We start from the raw sequence: 21651 nt of genomic DNA, 5'->3' as shown, positions 1-21651 counted from the left end.
CTACGGTAGGTCAGCGCTGGATGGACTTCGTCTCCAGGAACTCCGCCAGGCCGTACCGGCCGAACTCGCGACCGTTGCCGGACTGCTTGTAGCCGCCGAACGGGGCGAGCGCGTTCCAGTGACCGCCGTTGACGTCGACCTGGCCCGCGCGCAGCCGGCGGGCCACCGCCAGCGCTCGCTCGGGCGGGCCGAATACACCGCTGGTCAGCCCGTAGACCGTGCTGTTGGCGATGGAGACGGCCGCGTCCTCGTCGGCGTACGGGATGATCGTCAGGACCGGGCCGAAGATCTCTTCCTGCGCGATCGCCGAGTACGGGTCGACGGCGGCGAAGATCGTCGGTCGGGCGTACGCGCCGCCGGTCAGGCCCTCGGGGTGGCCGGGGCCGCCGAAGACCAGCTTGGCGCCGTCGGCGACGCCGCGCCGGATGTAGCCGTCGACCTTCTGGCGGTGTGCCTCGGAGGCCAGCGGGCCGACCCGGGTGGCCGGGTCGTTCGGGTCGCCCACGGTGTAGGCCGCCGCCCCGGCGACCGCGAGCTCGATCGCCTCGTCGTGCCGGTCGGCGGGCACGAGCAGCCGCGGCCACGAGCCGCAGACCTGCCCACCGTTGACGAAGGCCATCCCGAGGCCGGCCTCGATCGCTCCGGCCAGGTCGGCACCGGGCAGGATCACGTTGGCGCCCTTGCCGCCCAGCTCCAGGGCGACCCGCTTGACCGTGCCGGCGGCGACGGCGGCGATCCGGCGTCCGGCCCGCGTCGAGCCGGTGAACGAGATCATGTCGATGTCCGGGTGCGCCGAGATCGCCTCGCCGACGACCTCGCCGGTGCCGTGCACCACGTTGAAGACCCCGGCCGGCAGGCCGGCCTCGACGGTGATCTCCGCCAGGATCCCCGCGGTCAGCGGGGCGATCTCGGAGGGCTTGAGCACCACGGTGTTGCCGGCGACGAGGGCCGGCGCCAGCTTCGCGACCACCTGCTGGAGCGGGAAGTTCCACGGGGTGATCGCGCCCACGACCCCGACCGGCTCGTGCACGACCAGCGAGTTGCCGATCTCCTCGGTCCAGGCGTAGTCCGCCGCGAGGTCGGCCATCGACTGGGCGACCGCGACCGGGAAGTCGACGTGCGCGGTGCTGGAGAGGTTGACGGGGGCGCCCATCTCGGCGGTGATCGCGGCGGCAAGGTCGGCCCGGCGGGCGGCGAGGCCGGTGCCGATCCGCCGGACGATGGCCGCCCGCTCGGCCGGTCCCGTCTCCGACCAGCCGGGGAATGCGGCCCGGGCGGCGCCGACGGCGCGGTCCACGTCGGCGGCGGTGCCGGCGGGGACCACGCCGGCCACCCGCCCGTCGGCCGGGTTGATGACATCGATCGTCGCGGCGTCCGCCGAGGGCACGGCCACGCCGTCGATCCAGTGCGAGTTGTTCATGTGACCGAGTCTTGGCCGGGGCGCGGTGCCCAACCAGGGACAACTGATCCGTGGAACAGCCCTGGCTCGCTGGGTGTTGTTGTTGCTGGTCGGGTCCTCTTTCCTCGGGTGACCCGCGTCACGGGAGGAACCATGGACCGCACCGGTCTCGCCGAGTTTCTGCGGACCCGGCGCGCCGCCGTGCAGCCGGAGGACGTCGGGCTGCCCCGCGGCCGGCGCCGCCGCACCGGCGGTCTGCGCCGCGAGGAGGTCGCGGCACTGAGCGGCATGTCGACCGACTACTACAGCCGGATCGAGCAGCGGCGCGGCCCGCACCCGTCCCGCCAGGTGCTCGGCGCGATCGCCGGAGGGCTGCGGCTCTCCGGCGAGGAGCGGGACCACCTGTTCCAGCTCGGCGGATATCCGTCGCCCGCGCGGGCCGCCACCGACGACCAGGTCAACCCCGGGATGCTGGAGGTCTTCGCGGGCCTCTCGGGGGGCGCCGCACAGGTGGTCAGCGAGCTCGGTGAGACGCTGACACAGACCCCGTTGGCCGCGGCCCTGTTCGGCGACCAGACTGAGCACAAGGGACTGTCGCGGAGCCTGCACTACCGCTGGTTCACCGATCCGGCCGCGCGGGAGCGCTACCCGGCCTCGACGCACGCGCACCACGGGCGCCTGCTCGCGGCGGATCTGCGTCGCACGTACACCCGGTCGGGTCCGGACTCCCGCGCCGGCGCCGTCGTCCGCGCGCTGCTGGCGCGCAGCCCGGAGTTCGCCGACATCTGGCGTGAGCACCCGGTGGCGGTCGCGAACTGCGGCCCGAAGCGCATCGAGCATCCCGCGCTGGGCACGCTGGACCTGCACTGCCAGATCCTGCTGGACCCCGACCACTCGCAGGCGCTGCAGGTCTTCACCCCGGTGCCGGGCACCGGCACGGCGGAGAAACTCCAGCTCCTAGCGGCATAAACCACAGGAATTCGGTACTAGCCTGGCCGTGTGCCGTTGCCACGCCCGCACCGGGCCGCCGCTGTCCTGATCTCCCTGGTCGTCCTGGTCGCCTCCGTGCTGTTGGCGGGTCCGGCCCGGGCCGACGAGCCGTTCCGGCTCAACTCGCAGCTCACCGACCGGTCCGACGTGCTGGGCTCACGGGCGGGCACGGCGGCCTCGGCGTTGCAGCAGCTGCGCACCACCACCGGTCTCCAGCTGTTCGTGGTCTTCGTGCACACGTTCTCCGGCGTCCCGGCGCAACGGTGGACCGACGAGACGGCCGTGCACAGCGGCCTGGGCGACCGCGACGCTCTGCTCGCGGTGGCCACGCACGACCGCGAGTTCGCGTACTCGTTCCCACAGAGCTTTCCGCTGAGCGACGCGACGCTGGCGGCGGTCGCCGCGACGGCCATCGAGCCGCCGCTGGCGCAGAACGACTGGGCCGGCGCGGTCGTCGGCGCGTCCAACGGCTACGCGGCCGCGTTGGCCGGCCAACCGATCCCGGCTCCCGTGATCCAGCCCGGCCCGCCCGACAACGTCTCCGGTGGCGGTGGCCGCGGCGCTTTGATCGGCGGCCTGGTGGTAGCCGGCGTGGTGGTCGTGCTGATCGGCGCGTACCTGGTCTATCGCCGCCGCCGTGCGCCGGCCCTGTCGGCGCCGCCGGCCGCGGGCGAGCCGATCGCCAAGCTCCAGGACCGGGCCAACACCCTGTTGATCGAGCTCGACAACGAGCTCCGGTCGAGCGAGCAGGAGCTGGCGATCGCCACCGGCCAGTACGGCGAGGCGGCGACCGCCGAGTTCACCGCGGCGTTGGAGAGCGCGCGGATCGAGGTCGCGGAGGCCTTCCGGCTGCGCATGACGCTCGACGAACAGCCCGGGGACGAGGCCGCGACCCGTGCCGTCCTCACCGAGATCATCCAGCGATGTGCGGCCGCCGACGAGCGGCTGGACGCCTCGGCCGAGGACTTCGACCGGCTCCGCGAGATCGAACCACGGGTCGAAGAGCTGTCGGCGACCCTCGGCGAGCGTGCGAGCGCGCTCTCGGCCCGGGTGCCGGCCGTCTCGGCCGCGGCGTCGGCGCTCGGCCGCGGCTACTCCGGGTCGGCGGTGTCGACGGTTCTCGCGAACCCGGAGCAGGCTCGCGAACGGCTCGAGTTCGTGACCACCGCGCTCTCCCGCGCGTCGTCGGCGGTCGCCGCCGGTCGGCGTCCCGAGGCAGCGTTGGCGATCCGGGCGGCCGAGGAGGCGCTGCGGCAGGCCGAGACGTTGTTGGACGGCGTGGACAAGGCCGGCTCCGACCTCGCCGCGACCCGGGCGGCAGCCGACGCGCTGCTGGTCGAGATCGACGGGGAGGTCGCGGCCGCGCGGGCCGCTTCCTCCGACGGCGAGCTGGCAGCGGCGGCCGAGGCCGGTGCCGCGGTGACCGCGTCCGTGCGGGCCGGGCTGACCGGCGCTCCGACGGATCCCATCGCCGACCTGCGGCGCTTGCAGGAGGTCGACGCGCGGCTCGACCGGGCGCTGGCCGCGTCGCGGGACGAGGCGGAGCGGGTCGCGCGGGCACGGGCGCTGTTGAGCCAGGCCCTGCCGGTCGCCCGCAGTGAGGTCGCGGCGGCGGACCAGTACCTGACGACCCGGCGGGCCGCGGTGGGCACGCAGCCGCGGACGTTGCTGGCCGAGGCCGCCCGGCAGCTGGCGCGGGCCGAGGCCTTGGCGCCCGACGACCCGGTGGCGGCGCTGGCGGCGGCGCAGGAGGCCGGGCGCTTGGCGGGCGCGGCCAGCCAGGCCGCGTACTCGGAGGTCGACGCCTGGCAGTCCGGCGGCTGGGGTCAACCTCGCTACGGACGCGGCGGAGTCGGTGGTGAGGCGCTGCTCGGGGCCATGCTGGGCGGCATCCTCGCGGGTGGGGGCCGCTCGCGCTATCGGGGACGCGGCGGCTGGGGCGGTGGCTTCGGTGGCGGCTTCGGGGGTGGCTTCGGGGGTGGCTTCGGCGGCAGCGCCAGCCGGGGCCGCCGATCGGGCGGTGGTGGCTTCGGCGGCGGCCGGCGCGGTGGTGGGGGCCGCTTCTGACTCGGCCTGTTGAGGGCGCCAAGTTTCGCGGCAAACGGAAGCCGTTTCGAAAACTCGTGCTCGTCGGTCCGCTCGGGCCTAGGCTCCCGTCGGGAGCCGACACAGGCTGCGCTGGTGTGTGGCCGATCATCTGCCGAGGGCAACGGCAGGGCTCGAGCGCGGGCCGATCCCGCGCATCCCGCACGAGGAGCGAGATGAGGCTTCCCAAGGCACTGCATGCCCTCTGGATCGTGTTGGCGACCGCCGTCGTGGCGGCGACGTTGCTCGTGGCGTCACCCGCCAAGGCGGCCACGCTGACCGAGGTCACGAACTTCGGCGCCAACCCAGGAAACCTGCGGATGTACGTGTACGTCCCTGACCGCGTCGCCGCCCGGCCGGGGCTGCTGGTGGCGGTGCACTACTGCACCGGCAGCGGGCCGGCCCTCTACAGCGGCACGGAGTTCGCGCGACTGGCGGACCAGTACGGCTATGTCGTGGTCTATCCCTCGGTCACCGCCAGCGACGGCTGCTTCGACGTCGCCTCGACCGCCACCCTGACCCACAACGGCGGCAGCGACTCGCTGAGCATCGTGTCGATGACGCGGTACGCGCAGCAGACCTACAACGCCGACCCGTCCCGCACGTTCGTCACCGGTGTCTCGTCCGGGGCGATGATGACCAACGTGCTGCTGGGCGCGTACCCGGACGTCTTCCGCGCCGGCGCCGCCTTCGCGGGCGTACCGTTCGGCTGCTTCGCCGGGTCGAGCAAGTGGAACAGCCAGTGCGCGCAGGGCCAACTCACCCGCACGCCGCAACAGTGGGGCGACCTGGTGCGCAACGCGTACCCCGGTTACACGGGCTCGCGGCCGCGGGTGCAGCTCTGGCACGGGACCAACGACGAGATCCTGTCGTACGTCAACTTCGGCGAAGCCGTCAAACAGTGGACCAACGTGCACGGGCTGAGCCAGACTCCCACGTCGACGGACAGCCCGCAGTCGGGGTGGACCCGGACCCGCTACGCGAACAGCGCCGGCCAGGTGCAGGTCGAGGCGATCAGCATGGCCAACACCTCGCACAACCTGCCCGTGCAGGCGTCCGCGGCGATCGCGTTCTTCGGCCTGAACAGCGGCGGTCCGACGAACCCGCCGACGACCACCCCACCTCCCGGGAACGGCGGCTGCACCGCGGTGCTCAGCGTGACGAGCGCCTGGCAGTCCGGGTACGTGGCTTCCGTGCGGGTCACCGCGGGCAGCGCCGGTGTCAACGGCTGGCGCGTCGGCCTGCCGCTGCCGTCCGGCAACACGATCGTCAACTCGTGGAGCGGCCAGTTCAGCGGCTCGGGTAGTGCGACGCAGGTGTCCAATGTGGCCTACAACGGCCGGCTGGCAGCGGGTGCGGCCACGGAGTTCGGCTTCCAGGCCAACGGCCCGGCACCGAACCCGGTGCCGAGCTTGAGCTGCACCGCGCTCTGAGGTCTCGTGTGCGGCGGGGGCTGTCGTGGCCCCCGCCGTCATGCGGTTCGGCCTCCTCAGGCCGGTGGCCGCCGGCCGAGATAGATCGTGTTTGTCGAGGTGCGCCGCTGCAATGGGTTGGGGAAGGTGACCACCTGCGCGCGGGCGCCGTCGAAGGCCTCGGCCATGACGGTGGTGAACGCGTCGTCGGGTGGGTCGTTGGACCACAGGCCGAATACGCCGCCGGGGTGCAGTTGGCGGGAGAGTTGCCGCAACCCGTCCGCGGTGTAGAACGGGGCGTGACTGGGGTGCAGCAGATGGGTCGGGCTGTGGTCGACGTCGAGCAGCACGGCATGGAACAGTCGGTCGGGGTTGTCCGGGTCGAAGCCGTCACCGGCCATCGTGAAGAAGTCGCCGTGCCGCAGCCGGCTGCGCGGGTCGGTGACGACGGGGGACGCGAAGGGCAGCAGGCCGCGCTGATGCCAGGCGATGACCTCGTCCAGGGCGTCGACGACGATCAGCTCGCGCACTCGGGCGTCCTCGAGCACCGTGCGAGCGGTGTAGCCGAGACCAAGACCGCCGACAACCACGTCGAGACCGGTCCCGCTCAACTCGGCGAGCCCAAGCCGAGCCAACTCGACCTCGGCGACGGTGAAGAGGCTGGACATGAGGAACTCGTCGCCGAGCTTGACCTCGTACACGTCCTCGTCGACGGTCGCGTCCCACCGGCGCCGCAGGCTGATCTCACCCATCGGCGTCTGACGCCAGGCCAGTTCTTCGAATCGCAGACTCATACGGCGTCCTATGTAGGCCGTCCAGGATTGGTGCGGACAGCCTACTGACCTGCGGTCGCGCGCCTCGGCGCAGGTGTCTTTCTTGCCGGCATCGCCGAAAGTCGGCCTTGACGTGCAGCAGCCGTCGCAGCAATAGTAGCCATTGTAACCAGTGACGGGAGGGCGTGATGGGCCACCAACCGAGCTACCTGGACATCGTCGACGACATCCGCCGACAGATCGCCAACGGTGACCTAGCCCCCGGAGCGACTCTTCCGACGGCCCGCGAGCTGTGCCAGAACTACCAGGTAAGCCGCCAGACAATAGGCAGCGCCATGATCGTCCTAAGAACCCAGGGCTTGATCGTCGGCCAACAAGGCCGCGCGGTCTACGTCAGCGCCGACCCCCGCAACCTCCCAACCCCAGACCGCGAATGACCCAGGTCTGAGTCCCCGGCCACCCAACACGGCCGGCGACCGACCTAGCCGGTCAAACCCGCGTTCCTCGCCGGAGGGCGGGTGTCGCAGTGTGCGCGCCGGGCCGCCCCCGACCCGCGCGGGCGGCGGCTCGCCGGTCCCACTGCGGCGAGCCGCCGCCAGTCCTCGGGGCGGCCTGGCCAGGCCTTATCCGCGCGGCGAGCAGTGTCGGGCCAGGTCCGGCGGGTCGTGGCCGGTTTGCGGCGGGCGCGCGCGCACCCGCCTCGGGGCGCCCGGGCCAGGCCTTATCCGCGCCGCGACCAGTGTCGGGCCAAGTCCGGCGGGTCGGGGCGGCCACGCCAGTGCTCGGTCCGCGTGAGCTGCGCGCGGCCGGCAGATGGTGGCGTCCGGCGGTCGGTGGTGGCGTCCGGCGAGCGTGTGGCTTGCCCGTCGTCGAACCGGGAGTCGTCTTTTGGCCTGTCAATCGTGGCCGAGGTTCTGTTGACGGGGTTGGGCGCGGCGGACAGGATCGCTCGCGGTGGGGTGAACGCCGGGCGGTCTGGATCGGGGGATACGGGTGAAAAGTCGGAGAATCTCGTTGTTGGACATCGGTCTCGATGATTCCTTCGACGCTTCTATGAACCTCGTGCAGTCGACCTTGCAGAGCATCAACCTCCACTACCCCGAGCGCGTGGTCGACATCGACTTCGTGCGGTCCCGTGACCCCCAGACCGTGCTCGCGGCGTTCACCGCTTCCTCCGATGTGCTGCACGTCATGGCGCACGGCGACCACACCGCCACCCCTACGTTCAGCAGCAGCGACGGCGCCACCAATGTCGCGCTCGAGGATCTCGGCGAGTACGCCGTCGAGCAAGGGCGCGGCCTCCAAGCCAGTACGGTGCTGGCCGACGGGTGCAAGACCGGCATCGGTGCCTGGCAGAAGGCCGTCCGGGATTGCCTCCAGGGCGAGATCACCTACATCGGCACCTCCGGCCAGGTCGGCTGGCACGAGGGCACCGTCTTCTGCTCGGCCTTCTACGGTGCGTTCTTCCGCAACAAGGGCAAGGGCCTCACACCGGCGGAGCGCGCCCTCGATGCCGCGGATCGGGCGATCGACGCGTACAGCAGGATCACCGACCGGCCCTGCCCCTACAAGGCCATCACGCTGACGCCGAGCCGTCGCGCCCGCGCCTGGGCGGCTGCCTGACGACCGCGCGAGCACCCTCCTGACAACAGAACTTTCCTGATTCGAGCCGAACGTTTAGATGCTCCTCACCACTCGCTCCGAACTCGCCGGCAGTGTGTTGACCTGCGGGTTCGAAGCGAGCGAAGCTGACCGCCGCTGAGACGATCTTCGTCCCGGCAGGAACGGCAGGAACGGCTGAGGATTGATGGTCCGGACGAGGCAGATCGAGCTCGGTGGGTGGGTTCTCGACCACACCTTCGGCCTCGTCGAGTACGCCGCCGGCGTCGCCACCCTCCTCCTGCTCACGCTGTCCGTCCTGGCCGGCGTCCTGGCGACCGACCGCACCGTCCTACAGGTCCGGCATCGGGTGCTCCTGCAACCCGTACACAGCGCCCTCAGTGTTCTTGCCGTCGGCGCCGTCGTCCTGCATGTCGTGAGCATGATCGCCAAGGGGTACGCGACGACGCTCGATCTGCTGCTGCCCTCCCTCGGCGGGCGGAGCTTCGAGGTCGGCATGGGCGCACTGGCGACGTACCTCATGGTGAGTGTGTTCTGGACCGGCCTGATCCGCGCCCGATTCGCCGGTTCCGGCCGGCCGTGGCTGTGGCGCGTCCTGCACAGCGGCTGGCCCAGGTGATGCACTTCCTCGCGGCCGGGTCCAGCGGCCAGTGCGGCCCGTGCCGCCTCGGCCTGCCGGACCTGGCTCGCGCCGTGGACCTCACGCCATGGCGGGGACCGCGTCGACCACGCTGGTCGACGCCGCGGTCGACGCGGTCCGCGGCCGGGGCGCCTGCGCTCATCCGGACGCGAGCGCCCGCATGTCCGCGTCCGCGATGACGGTGTTCGCCGACGACATCGCCGTCCACGCGACCAGGCAGAGCTGCGGCCGGCCGACCAAGGGCCAGCTGCACGTGCCGCCCGGACCAGCCGACACGACCGCCAAGCTCGGCGTGGACTGGTCCCGGTGCGACGGTCACGGGCTCTGCGCCCACGTGCTGCCGGAGCTGGTTCGCCTGGACGGCAACGGGTTCCCGGTCCTCCCGACGTCACCGGTGCCGGTGTGGCTGCAAGGCCAGGCCCGCCGGGCGGTGCGGATGTGCCCGGCGCTGGCGCTGCGACTGACCACGGAGGGCCACCATGCCGCGTAACAGGCTGGTCGGCGTCATCGCGGTCCTGATCGCGACGGCTCTGGCGATCGCCGGCGTGCGGCTGCTGGATCGTGGGTCTGATGGCGCGGATGGGGCCCCGCCCGCGCAGGCGACCATCGTCCTCAACGCCACCGACGACGCCTTCCTCCAACTGATGATCCCGATCGACGAAAGCGCTCTTGTCTTCCTGACGGAAGCCCAGACCCTCACCCGGTCTCCGGCCCTCCGCGCGCTGGCCGCCGAACTGGTCGGCACCCACCAGGCAGAACTGACGGAGATGCGGGCGCTGCTGGCCAGGGGAGGGACGGCCGAGCAGAACATCCACGAGGGCCACCGGATGCCCGGCATGATCTTCGACGACCAGCAGGCCGAGCTGAGGTCGACGCCGGAAGCGGAGCGAGACGGTCAGGCGATAGCGCTGCTGCGGGGACACCTCGAGCAGTGCGAGGTGCTGGCCAATGGCGAGGAAACCGCGGGCGGGACCGACGAGACCAGATCTTTCGCCGTACGCCTGAAGCAGGTCCGCACCGAACAACTGGCCAAACTGTCCGCGATCGCGCGCACCCCCTCGTATTGATGTTCGTCTTCGTCTAGATTGGAGGCCGTCAGACCATCGGGGAGGTTGACATGACTGCGCCGGACGATGCGACCTCGGTGACGTTCCCGCTTCCGCCGGCACCCAGCATCTACCATCCGACGCCGCGGCTGGCGGAGCTGCGCGCCAACCGGCCGGTCGCCGAGGTCACCTTGCGGGACGGCTCGACCGGCTGGCTGGTGACCAGATACGCCGACGTGCGCCAGGTGCTGATCGACCCGCGGTTCAGCCGGGCCGCCGCGGCGAGCTCGTCCGCCTCCGACACAGGTCTCGCCATGGTGGCCACCGACTCGATCCTCGGCATGGACCCGCCCGAGCACACGCGACTGCGGCGGCTCGTCGCCGGTGCGTTCACCGCGCGCCGCGTGGAGGAGCTACGGCCGAAGGTCGCGGCGCTCGTCGACGCCCTGCTCACCGACCTCGCCGCCAAACCACGCCCGGTCGACCTGGTCGAGCACTTCTCGCTGCCGCTGCCGGTGCGGGTCATCTGCGAGCTGCTCGGCGTGCCGCCCGAGGACCAGCACGTCTTCCACGCCTGGTCCGACACGATCCTGTCGGACGCGGGTGCCGACCCCGCCGAGATCCGGGCGGCCATGGGCAACCTCGCGGTCTACTTCGGCAAGCTGATCGCCGACAAGCGGGCCACGCCGGCCGACGACCTGATGACCGCCCTCATCGCGGCGCGCGACGACCAGGACAGGTTGACCGAGAAGGAACTGGTCAACCTGGGCTTCGGCCTGCTCATCGCCGGCCACGAGACCACGGCCAACCAGATCAACATGTTCCTGCTGACGCTCCTGCACTTCCCGGAGGAATACGAGCGGCTGGCCGCGTCACCGGAGTTGGTCCCGCGGGCCGTCGAGGAGCTGATGCGATTCGTGCAGCTCGGCGAGGGCTCGGGCCTGCCGCGGGTCACCACCGAGGCGGTCGAGCTCAGCGGAGTCACCATCCCGGCCGGCGCGGTCGTGATGACCTCGATGGTGGCCGCCAACCGCGACGAGTCGGTCTTCACCGACGCCGACCGGCTCGACCTCACCCGGGAGATCACGCAACACCTCGGCTTCGGCGCGGGCGCGCATCACTGCCTCGGTGCTCAGCTCGCGCGGATGGAGCTCCAGGAGGCGCTGCGGGGACTACTGCGACACCTGCCCGGCCTGCGCATCGCGGTGCCCGACACGGAGCTGAGGTTCAAGACCGGCATGATCGTACGAAGCCTGCGAACGCTCCCGGTGACGTGGTAGGCGTCAGTCCGATGTGGAACGTCGAGGTCTCGTCCGAGTGCATCGGGTCCGGAGTGTGCGCGGGCACCGCTCCGCGGCACTTCGCCCTCGGCCCCGACGGCCGCTCCCGACCACTCGCGTCGCTCGTCGAGCCCGACGACGCGGTGCTCGGCGCGGCCGCCTCGTGCCCGGTGGAGGCGATCACGGTGACCGACGCCGACACCGGCGCGCCGGTCGACGACTGAGTCAGCCGGCCCGGCGCGCGCCTTCGCGTGGTGGCAGCTCGTCGTCGTACGCGCCGACCGGACCGGTGTAGCGCTCACCGTCGACGTACGGCCACGCGTTGGCCTTGCAGGCGTGCATGCCCAGCGTCTGCTGCTGCATGACCGGCGCAGGCTCGCCCCGCCCTGGGCACAGCTCGTGACCGAAGCCCAGCCGGTGCCCGACCTCGTGGTTGACCATGTACTGCCGGTAGGTGCTCAAGCCGGCTCCGTACCCCGGGACGCCCTTGACCCAGCGCGCCACGTTGAGCACCACGCGGTCGCCCTTGCGACACGAGGTGTAGCCGTCCGGGATGTCCTCGCACAGTTCGTCGCGGGTGCCGGGAGTGGCCAGGTAGATGGTGAAGTCGGCCGTTTGGTCCGGGCCGACCCGGCGCAGTCGCCAGTTCCCGCCGGCGGTCCAGCCCCGCGGGTCGTTCAGTGTCGCGGTGATCGCCTTCGCGACGTCGGCGACCGGCAGGCCGGTGATGTCGCGCTCCACCGCCACTCGATAGCGCAGCAGGCGACCGTCGCCGTTCGGCGTCCGGGTCTCGCCGGCCGCGGTCGACCAGCGGTTGCGTCCGGTCGCGGGGTAACTGACGGGTGCGACCGGTGCCCGGGACATCCGCGCCGTCCCCACGGGTTCCTGCTCGGCCTGGCGCGGCGTCGTGGGCTGCCCGGCCGCCGGAGCACCGCAGCCGGCGAGCAGCAACGCCAGCAGCACGGCGCCGACGGAACCGCTTCGGCGCCGGCGCGTAGCCTTCCTCAGCATGTCTCTCCCCTCGCGTGGTCGCGCGGGAAGAAAGACGGGTCAGAGCCCCGAAAAGTTGATCTTTGTGACACTCAACCTATTGCCGTCGCCACTCGTCCTTTACCGCGTGGAGCGCGAACGGTGACCCGGGGTGACGCGGAGTTCGTCGAGTTCGCGCAGGTGGCGTCCGCGCGGCTCGTGCACGCCGCGCTCCTCATGACCGGCGACCACCACCGGGCCGAGGACGCCGCGCAGACGGCCCTGGTCCGCACCTATGCGTCCTGGTCGCGGGTCCGCGACGGAGATGCCTACGCGTACGCCCGAAGCGTCCTGGTCAACCATCTGGTCGACGGCTGGCGGCGGCCGATTCGCGAGTACCCGACCGAGGACCTGCCGGAACAGCGGGCCGGCGATGTGGCCGACGAGGTCACCACCCGCCGCTGGCTGGTGGCGGTGCTCGGCGCGCTCAGCCCGCGGGAGCGGGCCATCGTGGTGCTGCGCTACTACTTCGACCTCGCGGAGGCGAAGGTGGCCGAGGAGCTCGGAGTCTCGCTCGGCACCGTGAAGAGCACCAGCTCTCGCGCCCTGGAGAAGCTGCGTGCGGCCCGTGCTACGGAGACTCAGGAAACGTGCCCATGAGCGAGCTACAGCAGCTTCGCGACGCCATGCGCGCGACCGAGCAGCCCAGCGCCCTCGACCTGGCGGCAATCATGCGCGACGGGCGGCGACTGCGCCGGCGTCGCCGGATCGCGCGCAGTGGGGGAGCGACGCTGGCCTCGACCCTGGTCGCCGCCGTCGTGGTGGTCGTCGCGGGCGGGGAGGGTCCGCCGCCGCCCGAGCCCGGCCTCCGACGGCCGGCCGCCGTCGCGCCCACGGCCACGTCCGAGTCGCGCGTGCCGGTCGGCGAGGTGGTCGACACCGGCGTCTATTACGGGGACGACCAGCGGGTCTACTACTTCGTCCCGGTCGAGGTGCCCGGTGTGCCGAACGTGACGATCGGACTGGTCGCCGGCCGCCGCCTGCCGGGCGGCGCGCTCACCGCCGACTATCTGGTGAACGATGTGTCGGGCGATGACCGCAGCGCCGGCTTCCACGAGATCGGCCGCGACCAGTCCGGCGCTGTTGGGACCTCCCCGACCGTGCCGACCTTCGGCTACTTCGTCGGCCCGGCGCAGTCGATCGTCGGCACGGTTGACGGCCAGCACAGGAAAGCCCGGCTGGCCCGGTGGAGCGAGGATTCACGCGTGGTCATCTTCTGGTTCGACCCGACTGACCTGACGCCGGGCGTACCCCTGGACGGGATCGTCGCCCGTGACAACCGCAACCGGGAGCTGTGACGCGGTCGGGACACCGAAAGGGGATCAGCGTCCAACGCGGTGAACGCACCGATCGAGCCGTCGCCGATCAGGGCTCACGCGTGCCGTACAGCCGCAGAATGCTGCGGCGAAGTGCTGCCGCGGCCTGGGCCGTAGTCATGCGGCCGGCGGCGACCTCACCACCGGCCGCATGACCGAGGGCGATGGTCGCGGTGATCAGCCAGGTCGGGCTGAGGGTGGCGTCGAACTCACCGACGGCCTGGCCCCGCCTGATCAACCGCTCCAGACGCTCGATGATCCCGGCGTGCTGACGATCGGAGTCCGCCTGGTCGATTGCCGTCGCCGAGGGGTGCAGGAGAAGGGGGTAGCGGTCGAGCAGCCGCCACGTGACCTCCAGCCAGCTCAGGAGCGCCTCGGCGGCAGCGCCGCCGTTGACGTCGAGCGCGTCCAGGGCGCCGACGGCTTCGACGGTGATGTGGTCGACGACCGCGGCGATCAGCAGCGGCCGGGACGGGTAGTGGGCGTAGACGGTTTGGCGAGTGACACCGGCCGCGGCAGCAACCTGCTCAATCTTCGCGTCCGGATGTCGACCGAGCACTTGGACTGCGGCGTCGAGCACTGCGGCGGCGCTGCGCTCGGCGTCTGACCGTCGCCGCCGACGCCGACCGTCCACTATCTCTGACACGTTGTCTAACTATACGGTCGTGCCTTATCGTACACACGCTGTAAAAGATAACCTGAGTGAGGGAGATCTTATGACGCCCCGCACCGATCTGGCCGGCTATCTGGTCCGCTATCCGCAGGAGGCAGGGCTCGGTGACGAGGATCCGGCGAGCGTGCTCGACCGCTACCACACGCCGGACTATGAGCTGGTCAACGACGGTGTGCTGATGGACCGGAAGCGGTTGCTGGATCACATCCGTCCGGCCCGCAAACGGGCGGTCGATCTCCAGGTCGAGGTGGAGCAGGCATTGGTGGACGGCGACCAGGTCGCTGCCCGATACCGTCTTGTCGCCGAGTTGCGCAAGGGAACCGTCATCACTACGGAGATCTACATGTTCGGAGAGTTGGCTACCGACGGTCGGCTGCGCCGGGCCGTCCAGGCCACCCGGACGTTGCCTTCCGGATAGTGCGAGGGCATGCCTCGACCTCGATGAGCGGGCGACCCCAGCAGGTCCACCCCCCGATACCAAAGAAGGGCGGAGACCGGATTGATCTTCCGGTTCCCGCCCAACAGGTTTGGGATGCTTTTGGTGCGCCGCCAGGGACTCGAACCCCGAACCCGCGGATTAAGAGTCCGCTGCTCTGCCAGTTGAGCTAGCGGCGCTCGATCGGCAACGAGACGTACGTTAGCACGCGCCCGGCGGGATCTTCCAACTGGTGGTGAACGACCGGCCGAACGCCCTTTGCCGGTACAAAGTGGACAATCGCGACGGTCGATTGACGTAGATAGAGCTCCGTAAGTCCCTGGAAAGCCTCCAAATCCCACCCCAGCATGCCCAAAGGGGCGCTGACCTGGGATTACTTCGGGGATATCGCCGCTACTGCGAGGTTCCGACCGGTTCGCGCCCCACTGTTGCCCGTGTGGCTGAGGCGGGGAGTGGACCGCATCTGGCACCCTGCCGGATCGAGGTACATAGCGGGTGTGGCTGGGGCACGATGACCCCAAGGTTGCGGAGGAACGGGGACATCCAATGGGCCGGTTCATGACACGTCAAGCAGCCACCAGCAAGATCCTTGCCGTCGCGGCGGTCGGGGGTCTCGCGCTAACCCTCGTCAGCGCGTGCGGAAAAGACCAGGCGCCGTCGTTCGTCAACAACAACCAGGCGGCGGCGCCTTCGGCCTCACCGACCGCTCCACCGGTGCCCTTCGAGTTCGCCGTCACGCCGGCCGACAAGAAGAAGAACCTGCCGGTCAGCACGGAGATCGGCACCAGCGTCAAGGGCGGCGAGGTAACCAGCGTCACGCTGACGGACAAGGCGGGCAAGGCGGTCAAGGGAGCCCTCCGCGACGACAAGTCGTCGTGGGTGCCGAGCGCGCCGCTCAAGTACGACACCGATTACACCGCGACCGTGGTCGCCACCAGTGCGGCCGGCCAGGCCGAGACGAAGAAGGTCTCGTTCTCCACGCGGGGCAGGTCGGGCAACGAGATCGGCTCCGGCATGTACCTGTTCAACGGCAAGACGTACGGCGTCGCCATGCCGGTCGTGATGGAGTTCAACCCGGGGATCCCGAAAAAGGACCGGGCGGCGGTGCAGCGCCGGCTCTTCGTGCAGACCGACCCGCCGCAGCCGGGCGTCTGGCACTGGGTCAGCAGCGGCACGCAGGCCTACTACCGCGGGCCCGAATACTGGCAGGCCGGCACCAAGATCACGGTGCGGGCGGCGATCGAGGGCATCCCGCTGTCCAACGGCCGCTTCGGCGACGAGGACCGCAAGGCGACGGCCAAGATCGGCGACAAGTTCGTGATGAAGGTCGAGAACAAGACCAAGAAGATGCAGGTCTTCAAGAACGACAAGTTGGTCAAGACGTTCCCGGTCAGCCTCGGCAAGCCCAGCACGCCCTCGTCCAGCGGCACGTTGATCGTGATGGACAAGCAGGAGCACACAGTCTTCGACACCTTCGCGGAGCTCGGCCCGGAGGAGGGCTACCGCACCGACATCGACTTCGCGCAGCGGCTCACGTGGGGTGGCGAGTTCATCCACTCGGCGCCGTGGTCGGTGGGCGACCAGGGCGTACGCAACGTCTCGCACGGTTGCGTCAACCTCGCCCCGCAGAACGCGAGCTGGCTGTTCGGCCAGACGAAGGTGGGCGACCCGATCACCATCAAGGGCACAGAGCGCAAGCTCGAGCCGGGCAACGGCTGGACCGCCTGGAACCTGTCGTGGACCGACTTCATCAAGGGCAGCGCGTTGCCGGTTCCGGAGAGTCTGAAGTCGGTGGGTTCGACCGCTAACGCCACGCCGACACCGACGCCTACCGATTAAACCTCTTTCGGGTACCGTTGCTCAGCTCGATCGTTCGTACACTCGTCTGCGTGTTACCGCACACGGCACGAAACCGTGAGGTGTTCCGAAGCGTCTTTCGGGCAACATGACTGCGGTATACAGACCTGTGAGGGGATCTCATGTTGAGCAGCCGAAGGTGGCGTCCCACTCGCCGACACGGCGTCATGCTGACGGCTGTCGTCATGACCGGGTTGCTGTCCGTCGCGGCGGGTTGCACGAAGAGTGGCAACGCGGCGTGGTCGGACGGAGCCAAGCCCGGCTCGTCGCAGTCGGCCGAGCCTGACACCAAAGCCAAGGCGACGATCACCGAGCCGGCCGCCAACGCCGACGACGTGCCGGCCTCGACCGCGATCTCGTTCGAGACCACCGAGGCGGTCGAGACCTCGGTCGAGCTGAAGTCGGCCGACGGCGAGAGCGTCGAGGGCACCCTCTCCGCCGACAAGAAGAGCTGGCTGCCGACGGGCGCCCTCGACTGGGGCAAGAGCTACACGGCGACGGTGACGGCAACGGGCGACGACGGCAAGGCCGCGACGGCCGAAAGCACGTTCAAGGTCATGGCCAAGCCGGGCAACACGGTAGCCGTGAGCAGCTTCCTGGGCGACGGCGCCGTGGTCGGCGTCGGCATGCCGATGATCGTCAAGTTCGGCAAGGCGATCCCGCAGGACTACCGAGACGACGTGCAGCGCCGCATGAAGGTCACCGCGACGCCGGCCCAGGAGGGCACCTGGGCGTGGATCAGCCCGACCGAGATCCACTTCCGCCCGAAGGAGTTCTGGCAGGCCAACACCAAGGTCCACTACAAGCTGCAGACCGGCGGCCTCCCGGTGGGCAACGGCGCGTTCCTCCGCAACGACCTGACGGTAGACCTCAAGATCGGCCCGGCGCTGGTTATGACGGTCAATAACGCCACGAAGCGAATGACCGTCACCAAGGACGGCAAGGTCATCAAGACCATCAAGGTCAGCCTCGGCAAGAAGAGCACCCCGTCGTCCACGGGCACGATGATCGTGATCGAGAAGAAGCGCAAGACGGTCTTCGACACGTTCGAAGAGCTCGGCCCGGAAGAGGGCTACCGCACGGACATCGACTTCGCGCAGCGGCTCACGTGGGGCGGCGAGTTCATCCACGCCGCACCGTGGTCGGAAGGCCAACAGGGCACGACAAACGTCTCCCACGGCTGCGTCAACGTCTCGATGAAGGACGGGGAGTGGCTCTTCGGCCAAACCCGCATCGGTGACCCGATCACAGTCAAGGGCACGGAGCGCAAACTCCAGAACGGCAACGGCTGGACCGACTGGAACATGTCGTTCGCCGAGTACGCCGAGCTCAGCGCCATCCCCCTCGCGGAGCAGTAGCGCGACAGACGCGCCCCGCCGAGGATCTTGCCGGGCAAGGTCGGTGCGGTCCCAGAGAAGTTTCTTTCCCGGGTCCGCGGTGGTGCGGACCGTTGCTCCCGCCGGAGACCGGGCCTGGCCCTTCGGCGTCCGTGGGTGCCCGACCCCAGATCCACGGACGGATGCGGGTTTGCGTTGGATCTTGAATGCGGGCAGGAGCTGGGGCGGGTACAGACCGCCCCCGCCGCGAGCGGGTCGCGTCCGAGGCGGCTACTGGGGGCAGCCCAAGCGCTAGGCGCTGACGGCAACCCGGCCTGCCGCTCGGAGTGGTGCCCTCAGCCGACGCCCGACTCGCCGCTGAGGGCAGCGATCAGGCGTTGGCCGAGTCCCGGCGAGGCCCGGCGTGCCGTGGGTTGGTGCGGGCGGCGGCCCGGGGTCGGGCACCGCGGGTTGGGTCGGGGCTGTGGTCCGAGGGCGGGCGTGCCGTGGGTTGGTGCGGGCGGCGGCCCGGGGTCGGGCACCGCGGGTTGGGTCGGAGCTGTTGCCCGAGGGCGGGCATGCGGCGGGTTGGGCCGGGCAGCGGCCCCAGGCCAGGTCTGAGACTTTCTTCGGGTCCGCCGCGACCGGGAGCTATACCCTGCTGACCTCGCGGCCCGCGAAGGCGGCTAGGCGGTCGTACAGGTGGGCGTCCGCGGCGATCGGGACCTCAGGGCCGAACGACCTGCCCTCGCTTTCCGGACCGCGGAACTGCGGCAGCATCGTGCCGCGCATCCACTCCAGGGCTAGTTCTCCTACCGCTGGGTCCAGGTCTGTCGATTGGTCCGTCGCGCGGGCCAGATCCCATGCGTGCACCGCGAACTCGGCCGTCTGCAAATCGACCGGGAATCGGGCCGGCACCTCACCCATCCCCGGGAACGTGACCGTGCCTGTCAGGTCGCCCACCCCGCGCCACACGTCGAGCAGAGCGGCCGCTCCCGATCGGAACACCGCCGGGCGGTCGCCGGGTGGGATCGTCGGCGCCGGGGTGGACCAGTCGGCCTTGCCGCCGCTCGCCGTCGACTTGAACTGGCGTAGGTCGTTGACCACGTGGTCGCCTAGCTGCCCCACCGTCCAGGAGCGGCACGGGCTCGGCAGGGTCTCCTGGTTGGCGCGGACCCCGGAGAGCAGCTTGCCGACCTGGTCCAGCGCACGTTCCAGCAGCGTGAGCGGCTCGTTGTCCACCATGTCGAGAAGACAACCACACCCCTACGACATTTCCAGCGCCCCACGTACGGATGGCCACGACCGAAGGACCTCGGCCACGTCAGGGTCGGCCGCGGCGACGGCGGAAGCGTGTGCCTGAGCCAGCACGTCGTCGACCACGACCACAGCCCCGCTGGCGGCCGACGCCACCGCGCACAGGACCATCGCCAGGCTCATCACGTTGCCATGCACGGCGGTTGCCGGGGGCCGGCCCGCGTGCAGAGCAGAAACGAAAACCGACAGCGACGCACCGATCGTCTCCAGCAGCGTGTTGGCATCGGCCAGGTCGCCGTCCCAGAAGGCAGTGCCCCCGGACGCCACCCCGCGCCAGTTCCCGTTCCACGACGTGTCTCCGCCCTCGGCGCACCACGAGGCCACATAGGAATAGCGCGTGCCGGAAGCGAAACGGAACAGCGCGTTGGCCGAAGCGTCACCGGCATACCAGCTCCACGGCGGGTTGTACGCGTCGCAATAGACCGACACCGGCTCGTCGTCGAGCAGATAGCGGGCCGTGTCGAACGCGTGGATGGCCATGTCCAGCAGCAACGGGTGGTCCATCGTCTCCCGGAAGCCGCCGAAGCGCGCGCCGCGATAGAACTCCGTGGTCAACGACCCGACCGGCCCCAGGGCGGACAGCCGGGCCTTGAAACCCGCCAGATGTCGCTCGAACCGCCGCGACTGGCTGACCACGAACATCGAGCCCGTCAACGACGACAACGCCGCCAGTGTCAACGCCTCCGGCAGCGTCGCGGACAGCGGCTTCTCGCCCAGCACCGGCAGACCCAGCCGCAACGCCGCGCTCGTGACGGCGAAGTGAGCGGCGGGCACGGTCGCGTTCACCACGAAGTCGGCACCCGCGGCGACCGAATCAAGAGTGGTCGCCGACGGGACGACACCCCCAGCCAAACGCGCGGCGGCCGCCAGGTCGAGATCGACCACCGCGGCCACCGACACATCAGGGTTGGCAGCGAGGGCGGAGAGCCACTCGCTCCCCATCGCCCCGGCACCGACCAGCACCGCCCGAAGCGGGCTCACGACGCCTCGAACCAGTCCGGCGCCGCATAGGCGATCGGCGTGGAAGAGCGCGGACTGGCCGGCGCGGCCCAGACGGCGGCGTTGGCGATCACCCGGCGTACGTCGGGATGGTGATAGACCGGATAGTCCTGATCACCTGGGCTGAAGTAGAAGACCCGGCCCCGCCCACGACGCCACGCGCACCCGCTGCGGAACACCTCGCCCCCGGTGAACGAGCTCACGAAGACCAGTTCGTCGGGCGCGGGAATGTCGAAGAACTCGCCGTACATCTCCTGCTGCGGTATCGAGATCGGGCTCGGCACCCCGGCCGCCACCGGATGTGCCGGATCCACCGTCCACACCAGCTCCCGGTCGTCGCCGTTGCGCCAGCGCAGCGCGCAGCTCGTACCCATCAGTCGTTTGAAGATCTTGGACCAGTGACCCGAATGAAGCACGACCAGGCCCATCCCGGCCAGGACCGCCTCCTGCACCCGGTCGACCAGCTCGTCGCTCACCTCGTCGTGGGCAATGTGCCCCCACCAGGTCAGCACGTCGGTCGTGTCGAGCACCGCCGGCGGCAGCCCCTGCGCGGGATCATCGAGCGTGACGCAACGAACCGAGACCGCCGCACCCGCGCACGAGGCGATGCCAGCGGCGATCGTCTCGTGCATCCCCGACGGATAGAGAGCGGCGACGTTCGCGTCGCGTTTCTCGTGCCGGCCCTCGCCCCACACCGTCACCCGGATCGGTTCATCAGCCATCCCGGCATTCTCGGCGAGGGCTGCCCGACCCGCTAGCGCTCAGGCGCCGCGACGCGCCGGTGTGCCAGCCGGCGCTCGAGGTCGAACCTGATCGGTCCGCCCACCTTCACCAGGTCCCGGCGGAGCAGTCCGTTGATGAGCGCGGCGGATCCCGCGTACCAGGCGATCAGCGCGGTGATGACGCCCAGGTAGCCACCGACCCGCACCGCCGTGCTGTTGTCGACGAAGAAGCCGATGCAGAGCACGACCTCCGTGACGCCGAGGAAGAAGAACATCGCGAACAGCGTCTCGTTGACCTGGCTCGACCACAGCAGCAGATAGAAGTTGAACAACGCGAACGCCAACAGGATCCAGGCGAGGTCGTTGCGTTGTGCCGCCGCGTCGGCGCTCGGTGCGACCAGCGTGAAGTACAGCGACAGTCCGAAGTAGAACGCGGCGTACATCGAGAACGCGACGGTCCCGAACAGATTGCGGTTGCGGAAGGACCACATCCCGGCCAGCAGTTGTACGAGGCCGCCGGCGACGAAGCCGAAGCTGAGCCAGGCGGTCGTGCCACTGGTCCAGCCGGCGTTGAACACCGAGAACAGGAAGGTCGACAGCGCGAACGCGGCGAGCCCCATGGGTGCGGCGTCCGCGACCCCGCCGAACGCCCGATTTTCGGCTTCTCCGGCGGAAAGTCGGGCAGAAGGCGTGCGCGGGTCGGCGTCGGTCATTGCGATCCCCTTGTCAGACGTGCGCAAT

Annotated in this window: 23 protein-coding genes and 1 tRNA gene; 15 read left to right on the top strand and 9 right to left on the bottom strand. The window is 70.2% G+C overall.

Translation table 11 applies throughout. The features are described 5' to 3' along the window. Positions 1-10: 10 nt before the first annotated feature. Entirely contained in the window at positions 11-1420 is a 1410-nt protein-coding gene (locus tag AB0J88_RS26105) for an aldehyde dehydrogenase family protein (RefSeq protein ID WP_364351503.1), read from the bottom strand. 132 nt (positions 1421-1552) lie between these two features. Between AB0J88_RS26105 and AB0J88_RS26100 the strand changes: the two genes are divergently transcribed. The 3 genes from AB0J88_RS26100 to AB0J88_RS26090 all read left to right on the top strand — a co-directional run bounded on the left by AB0J88_RS26100 (position 1553) and on the right by AB0J88_RS26090 (position 5907). Beyond that, positions 1553-2368 (top strand): helix-turn-helix transcriptional regulator, encoded by an 816-nt coding sequence (locus tag AB0J88_RS26100; protein WP_364351506.1) that lies wholly within the window; start codon positions 1553-1555, stop codon positions 2366-2368. 30 nt (positions 2369-2398) lie between these two features. After that, positions 2399-4456: a TPM domain-containing protein gene (locus tag AB0J88_RS26095; RefSeq protein WP_364351509.1), complete on the top strand. Its 2058-nt coding sequence runs from the start codon at positions 2399-2401 to the stop codon at positions 4454-4456. Between the two features lie 194 nt (positions 4457-4650). Continuing rightward, positions 4651-5907 carry a PHB depolymerase family esterase gene (locus tag AB0J88_RS26090; protein ID WP_364351512.1) on the top strand — a complete coding sequence of 419 codons (1257 nt, stop codon included), beginning with the start codon at positions 4651-4653 and terminating at the stop codon, positions 5905-5907. Between the two features lie 56 nt (positions 5908-5963). Here the strand turns inward: AB0J88_RS26090 and AB0J88_RS26085 are convergent, their stop codons facing one another. Beyond that, on the bottom strand, positions 5964-6680 hold the full coding sequence (locus tag AB0J88_RS26085) for a spermidine synthase (RefSeq protein ID WP_364351515.1): 717 nt from the start codon (positions 6678-6680) through the stop codon (positions 5964-5966). Positions 6681-6847: 167 nt separating this feature from the next. On the opposite strand from AB0J88_RS26085, the gene AB0J88_RS26080 reads away from it, so the two are divergent. The 7 genes from AB0J88_RS26080 to AB0J88_RS26050 all read left to right on the top strand — a co-directional run bounded on the left by AB0J88_RS26080 (position 6848) and on the right by AB0J88_RS26050 (position 11469). After that, positions 6848-7096 (top strand): winged helix-turn-helix domain-containing protein, encoded by a 249-nt coding sequence (locus AB0J88_RS26080; RefSeq protein WP_364351518.1) that lies wholly within the window; start codon positions 6848-6850, stop codon positions 7094-7096. Between the two features lie 616 nt (positions 7097-7712). After that, on the top strand, positions 7713-8282 hold the full coding sequence (locus AB0J88_RS26075; protein ID WP_364351521.1) for a hypothetical protein: 570 nt from the start codon (positions 7713-7715) through the stop codon (positions 8280-8282). 184 nt (positions 8283-8466) lie between these two features. Continuing rightward, a complete protein-coding gene (locus tag AB0J88_RS26070; RefSeq protein ID WP_364351524.1) occupies positions 8467-8898 on the top strand; it encodes a hypothetical protein in 432 nt (143 codons plus the stop codon). Between the two features lie 88 nt (positions 8899-8986). Next, positions 8987-9409 (top strand): ferredoxin, encoded by a 423-nt coding sequence (locus AB0J88_RS26065; protein ID WP_364351527.1) that lies wholly within the window; start codon positions 8987-8989, stop codon positions 9407-9409. Further along, positions 9399-9986, top strand: a complete 588-nt coding sequence (locus AB0J88_RS26060) for a DUF305 domain-containing protein (protein ID WP_364351530.1) — start codon at positions 9399-9401, stop codon at positions 9984-9986. The genes AB0J88_RS26065 and AB0J88_RS26060 overlap by 11 nt, the downstream gene beginning before the upstream one ends. A gap of 50 nt (positions 9987-10036) precedes the next feature. Beyond that, positions 10037-11245, top strand: a complete 1209-nt coding sequence (locus tag AB0J88_RS26055; RefSeq protein ID WP_364351533.1) for a cytochrome P450 — start codon at positions 10037-10039, stop codon at positions 11243-11245. An 11-nt stretch (positions 11246-11256) separates the two neighbouring features. Continuing rightward, positions 11257-11469 (top strand): ferredoxin, encoded by a 213-nt coding sequence (locus AB0J88_RS26050; protein ID WP_364351536.1) that lies wholly within the window; start codon positions 11257-11259, stop codon positions 11467-11469. A 1-nt stretch (position 11470) separates the two neighbouring features. Here AB0J88_RS26050 and AB0J88_RS26045 read toward each other — a convergent pair whose 3' ends face one another. After that, complete coding sequence (locus tag AB0J88_RS26045) at positions 11471-12256, bottom strand: DUF3152 domain-containing protein (RefSeq protein WP_364351539.1); 786 nt, start codon at positions 12254-12256, stop codon at positions 11471-11473. Between the two features lie 120 nt (positions 12257-12376). Between AB0J88_RS26045 and AB0J88_RS26040 the strand changes: the two genes are divergently transcribed. Then, positions 12377-12874, top strand: coding sequence for a SigE family RNA polymerase sigma factor (locus AB0J88_RS26040; RefSeq protein WP_364351542.1), 498 nt, complete (start codon positions 12377-12379; stop codon positions 12872-12874). Further along, positions 12871-13572, top strand: coding sequence for a hypothetical protein (locus tag AB0J88_RS26035; protein ID WP_364351545.1), 702 nt, complete (start codon positions 12871-12873; stop codon positions 13570-13572). The genes AB0J88_RS26040 and AB0J88_RS26035 overlap by 4 nt, the downstream gene beginning before the upstream one ends. A gap of 67 nt (positions 13573-13639) precedes the next feature. Here AB0J88_RS26035 and AB0J88_RS26030 read toward each other — a convergent pair whose 3' ends face one another. Continuing rightward, the gene (locus AB0J88_RS26030; protein ID WP_364351548.1) at positions 13640-14236 is read right to left on the bottom strand and encodes a TetR/AcrR family transcriptional regulator; all 597 of its coding nucleotides are present in this window, start codon (positions 14234-14236) and stop codon (positions 13640-13642) included. A gap of 70 nt (positions 14237-14306) precedes the next feature. Here AB0J88_RS26030 and AB0J88_RS26025 point away from each other — a divergent pair, with 70 nt between their 5' ends. Further along, a complete protein-coding gene (locus AB0J88_RS26025; protein WP_364351551.1) occupies positions 14307-14681 on the top strand; it encodes a nuclear transport factor 2 family protein in 375 nt (124 codons plus the stop codon). 121 nt (positions 14682-14802) lie between these two features. Here the strand turns inward: AB0J88_RS26025 and AB0J88_RS26020 are convergent. After that, a tRNA-Lys gene (locus AB0J88_RS26020) sits at positions 14803-14878 on the bottom strand. Between the two features lie 379 nt (positions 14879-15257). Between AB0J88_RS26020 and AB0J88_RS26015 the strand changes: the two genes are divergently transcribed. Further along, positions 15258-16538 carry an Ig-like domain-containing protein gene (locus tag AB0J88_RS26015; RefSeq protein WP_364351554.1) on the top strand — a complete coding sequence of 427 codons (1281 nt, stop codon included), beginning with the start codon at positions 15258-15260 and terminating at the stop codon, positions 16536-16538. 140 nt (positions 16539-16678) lie between these two features. Continuing rightward, on the top strand, positions 16679-17914 hold the full coding sequence (locus AB0J88_RS26010; RefSeq protein WP_364351557.1) for an Ig-like domain-containing protein: 1236 nt from the start codon (positions 16679-16681) through the stop codon (positions 17912-17914). Between the two features lie 609 nt (positions 17915-18523). Here AB0J88_RS26010 and AB0J88_RS26005 read toward each other — a convergent pair. The 4 genes from AB0J88_RS26005 to AB0J88_RS25990 are packed head-to-tail and all read right to left on the bottom strand — an operon-like array spanning position 18524 to position 21623. After that, positions 18524-19117 (bottom strand): TIGR03086 family metal-binding protein, encoded by a 594-nt coding sequence (locus AB0J88_RS26005; protein ID WP_364351560.1) that lies wholly within the window; start codon positions 19115-19117, stop codon positions 18524-18526. 21 nt (positions 19118-19138) lie between these two features. Continuing rightward, positions 19139-20170, bottom strand: a complete 1032-nt coding sequence (locus tag AB0J88_RS26000; RefSeq protein WP_364351563.1) for a Gfo/Idh/MocA family oxidoreductase — start codon at positions 20168-20170, stop codon at positions 19139-19141. Next, positions 20167-20910, bottom strand: a complete 744-nt coding sequence (locus AB0J88_RS25995; RefSeq protein ID WP_364351566.1) for a ThuA domain-containing protein — start codon at positions 20908-20910, stop codon at positions 20167-20169. Before AB0J88_RS25995 ends, AB0J88_RS26000 begins: the two co-directional genes overlap by 4 nt. Before the next feature lie 32 nt (positions 20911-20942). Next, positions 20943-21623 carry an acetate uptake transporter gene (locus tag AB0J88_RS25990; protein WP_364351569.1) on the bottom strand — a complete coding sequence of 227 codons (681 nt, stop codon included), beginning with the start codon at positions 21621-21623 and terminating at the stop codon, positions 20943-20945. Positions 21624-21651 lie beyond the last annotated feature (28 nt).

The sequence above is a fragment of the Asanoa sp. NPDC049475 genome (assembly GCF_040676915.1).
GTDB lineage: Bacteria > Actinomycetota > Actinomycetes > Mycobacteriales > Micromonosporaceae > Asanoa.
Note: the sequence above shows the minus strand (reverse complement) of the source record. Positions and strands in the feature narration are given on the sequence as shown.